The organism is Mesorhizobium sp. M7A.F.Ca.CA.001.10.2.1, assembly GCF_003998575.1.
GTDB lineage: Bacteria > Pseudomonadota > Alphaproteobacteria > Rhizobiales > Rhizobiaceae > Mesorhizobium.
The window spans coordinates 1-2,809 of record NZ_RZQY01000737.1 but is presented as its reverse complement, the minus strand read 5'-3'; the positions used below and the strand labels follow the sequence as shown (position 1 = coordinate 2,809).

Annotated in this window: 5 protein-coding genes and 1 pseudogene; 4 read left to right on the top strand and 2 right to left on the bottom strand. The window is 62.4% G+C overall.

Annotation, left to right across the window (positions count from 1 at the left end):
* Nucleotides 1–93, top strand: a pseudogene (locus EN964_RS39275) (DUF1697 domain-containing protein); the annotation flags it as partial.
* A 5-nt stretch (nt 94–98) separates the two neighbouring features.
* On the opposite strand, the gene EN964_RS30905 reads toward EN964_RS39275, so the two are convergent.
* Together EN964_RS30905 and gloA are read right to left on the bottom strand one after the other, a co-directional pair.
* The gene (locus EN964_RS30905; RefSeq protein WP_127271774.1) at nt 99–392 is read right to left on the bottom strand and encodes a DUF2218 domain-containing protein; all 294 of its coding nucleotides are present in this window, start codon (nt 390–392) and stop codon (nt 99–101) included.
* Nucleotides 393–537: 145 nt separating this feature from the next.
* Nucleotides 538–978: a lactoylglutathione lyase gene (gloA, locus tag EN964_RS30900; protein WP_127271577.1), complete on the bottom strand. Its 441-nt coding sequence runs from the start codon at nt 976–978 to the stop codon at nt 538–540.
* 217 nt (nt 979–1,195) lie between these two features.
* Here gloA and EN964_RS30895 point away from each other — a divergent pair, with 217 nt between their 5' ends.
* The 3 genes from EN964_RS30895 to EN964_RS30885 form a co-directional block, all read left to right on the top strand.
* Nucleotides 1,196–1,792, top strand: a complete 597-nt coding sequence (locus EN964_RS30895; RefSeq protein ID WP_032901396.1) for a cold-shock protein — start codon at nt 1,196–1,198, stop codon at nt 1,790–1,792.
* A gap of 24 nt (nt 1,793–1,816) precedes the next feature.
* Complete coding sequence (locus EN964_RS30890) at nt 1,817–2,377, top strand: DUF192 domain-containing protein (RefSeq protein WP_127271578.1); 561 nt, start codon at nt 1,817–1,819, stop codon at nt 2,375–2,377.
* Between the two features lie 20 nt (nt 2,378–2,397).
* The coding region (locus tag EN964_RS30885) for an alpha/beta fold hydrolase (RefSeq protein ID WP_164776108.1) at nt 2,398–2,809 on the top strand (412 nt) is incomplete at its 3' end.

The window sequence follows — 2,809 nt, the reverse complement described above, 5'->3', positions numbered from 1 at the left end:
ATCCCGCGCACGCTGAAAGTCCCGGGCACCGCACGCAACTGGCGCTCCGTGCAGGCGCTGCTGGAGATGGCTGCTCAGACCGGTGGGAAGTAGGCGGCCTATGCCGCCGGTGCTGGTTTCCAGTCGAAGGTCAGTTCTTCGCGGAAAGCAAAGCGCTTGATGTGATCGGCGACAACGCTTTCCAGGCGCTCGATCGATCCCGCTTCGTCGGTCGACACCGTGATATGCAGTGTCGCCGCATTGGCATCCATGACGGTACGGCCCATTGAGAGATCGATGGTGCCGTGGGTGGGATCGAACTCGACCGGGAATTTGTGCGCCCAGTGCTTGCACAGCTGCTGCAGGTAGCGGCTGGCATGTTCGGTGGCGACGTCGGCATGGCTGGTCGGCATGAATTCTCCTGGGCAAGCGCCTGTTGCATGGCTGGGCGCCGGCCCAAGCCTGGCGCCTCAGCCAGACAGATAGGCGCCGCCCCTGAAAAACCAAACGGTACCGGGCCGTCAGCCTGGCATTGTCCGCTCAAGACAGCGTGATCGGCTACCAGCTTCCGGTGTTCGCCATCGAAGCCCAGGGCTCCGCCTTGGCCTTGGCCGGGCCTTTCTGCAGAAGCTCGATCGAGATGCCGTCCGGCGACTTGACGAAAGCCATGTTGCCGTCGCGCGGCGGCCGGTTGATGATGACGCCATTGTCCATCAGATGCTGGCAGGTGGCGTAGATGTCGTCGACCTCATAAGCGAGGTGGCCGAAATTGCGTCCGCCCTTGTAGTCTTCCGGATCCCAATTGTAGGTCAGTTCGATCAGCGGTGCCTTGTCGGCGATGCCGCTTTGCTCGTCTTCGGAGGCCGCGAGGAAGATCAGCGTGAAGCGGCCTTGCTCGTTTTCGTAGCGGCGCACTTCCTTGAGGCCGAGCTTGTTGCAGTAGAAGTCGAGCGAGGCATCGACGTCGGTGACGCGGATCATGGTGTGCAGATAGCGCATGTGATTTCCTCGATAAATTGCGTTGCGGCGCAACATAGGGTCGGCCCTGTCAAAGGGCAATCGTGCGGCGGTGCGCAATGCCGGCAAAGAACAAATCCGGTATTGCCCAAATGAACCGTGAAAAAAGGCACGGCAGGTCTTGCACAGACCGGAAGCCGCAGTGTTAATCTGTTGGCAAGAATCAGTTGCGGTGTTCTTGAAAAAAGGGGGCATTCTTATGGGGGAAAAGGCCTCTTTGACGGGGCGGGACGGACCCCTCGGCGACGCCTTGCAGCGTGACGAAGGCGGCGATGCCGCGGACTTGCTCGAAATAGCCGGCGCCATCAAGTGGTTCGATGTGGCCAAGGGCTATGGTTTCATTTTGCCGGATGACGGCATTTCCGGCGATATCCTCCTCCATGTGACATGTCTTCGAAGGGATGGCTTTCAGACGGCCCTGGAGGGCGCACGCGTGGTCTGCCTCGTCAAACATGGCGACCGCGGATTGCAGGCCTTCCGGGTGCTCTCTATGGACGTCACCACCGCGGTCCACCCGGCCGAGATGCAGGAGCAGCGCACCCATGTCGCGGTGACGCCGGAGAGCGGTCTCGAACGCGCCCTGGTGAAATGGTTCAACCGCACCAAGGGGTTTGGTTTTCTCACCCGCGGCGAGGGCACCGAGGACATCTTCGTCCATATGGAGACCTTGCGCCGTTACGGTATCACCGAGCTTCGGCCGGGGCAGGTCGTGCTGGTTCGTTTCGGACGCGGCGACAAAGGCCTTATGGCCGCCGAAATTCACCCCGATATGGGGACCTTGCCGGTCTCGCACTAGGGCGTTTCCGGCCGAGGATTTCGAATGGCTTACAGGAACTGGCTGACCGCGGGCGCGATGTGCGCGATTGCCTTCATCGCCGCCGCCGGTGGTTACTTCTATTCCGAAAAGCCGACCTCGGCGGACAGCCGGGCGATGATCCTTCCAGCCGATCCGGCGCCATTGGTCGTGGTGACGAAAGGCGGTGATCGCTCTTTTTCCATCGAAGTCGCCGACACCGCCGCGGAGCGCGAGGCCGGCTTGATGTACCGCCAGGACATGGCGGACAACCACGGCATGCTGTTCGTCTTCGAGGTCCAGCAGCAGGTTGGCTTCTGGATGCACAACACGCCAATGCCGCTTGATCTGATTTTCGTCGGCCAGGATGGCAAGATCCGGGCGGTCAAGCACGGCGAGCCGCAATCGGACGCCGTCGTTTCGCCCGGCGTACCGGTGCGCTTCGTGCTCGAGCTCAAGGCCGGCACTGCCGCCAGGAACGGCATCGAGTATGGCGACCTTTTGCGCCATCCGGCCGTGGGCACGGTATCCGGCCCCGGCATGCCACCAGCCGACAATGGCGATGCACCCAATGGCGGTGGCGGTTGAGCACACAGGCGGGATCGCAGATGCAGTCTTCCACCCAGGACGGCTTCGAGCTTACCTTCCTCGACCGCCAGCCGGCATCGGGCGAGGGCGATCCGGTGCTGATGATCCATGGCTTCGCCTCGAGCCATTATGTCAACTGGGTGTCGCCCGGCTGGTTCAAGACGCTGAACGACGCCGGTTACCGCGCCATCGCCTTCGACAATCGCGGCCACGGCTCGTCGTCCAAGAGCTATGAGGAGGCCGACTACGCGCCGGTCAAGATGGCTTCCGATGCCGCTGCCTTGCTCGGCCATCTCGGCATCGGGCGCGCTCATGTCATGGGTTATTCGATGGGCGCGCGCATCGCGGCGTTCATGGCGCTGTCCGATCCGGACAAGGTGGCGACGCTGGTCTTCGGCGGTCTCGGCATCGGCATGGTCGACGGTGTCGGCG

Coding starts and splice junctions, on each gene's coding strand:
- EN964_RS30905 (WP_127271774.1), bottom strand. CDS start 392: ATGCCGACCAGCCATGCCGACGTCGCCACCGAACATGCCAGCCGCTAC.
- gloA (WP_127271577.1), bottom strand. CDS start 978: ATGCGCTATCTGCACACCATGATCCGCGTCACCGACGTCGATGCCTCG.
- EN964_RS30895 (WP_032901396.1), top strand. CDS start 1,196: ATGGGGGAAAAGGCCTCTTTGACGGGGCGGGACGGACCCCTCGGCGAC.
- EN964_RS30890 (WP_127271578.1), top strand. CDS start 1,817: ATGGCTTACAGGAACTGGCTGACCGCGGGCGCGATGTGCGCGATTGCC.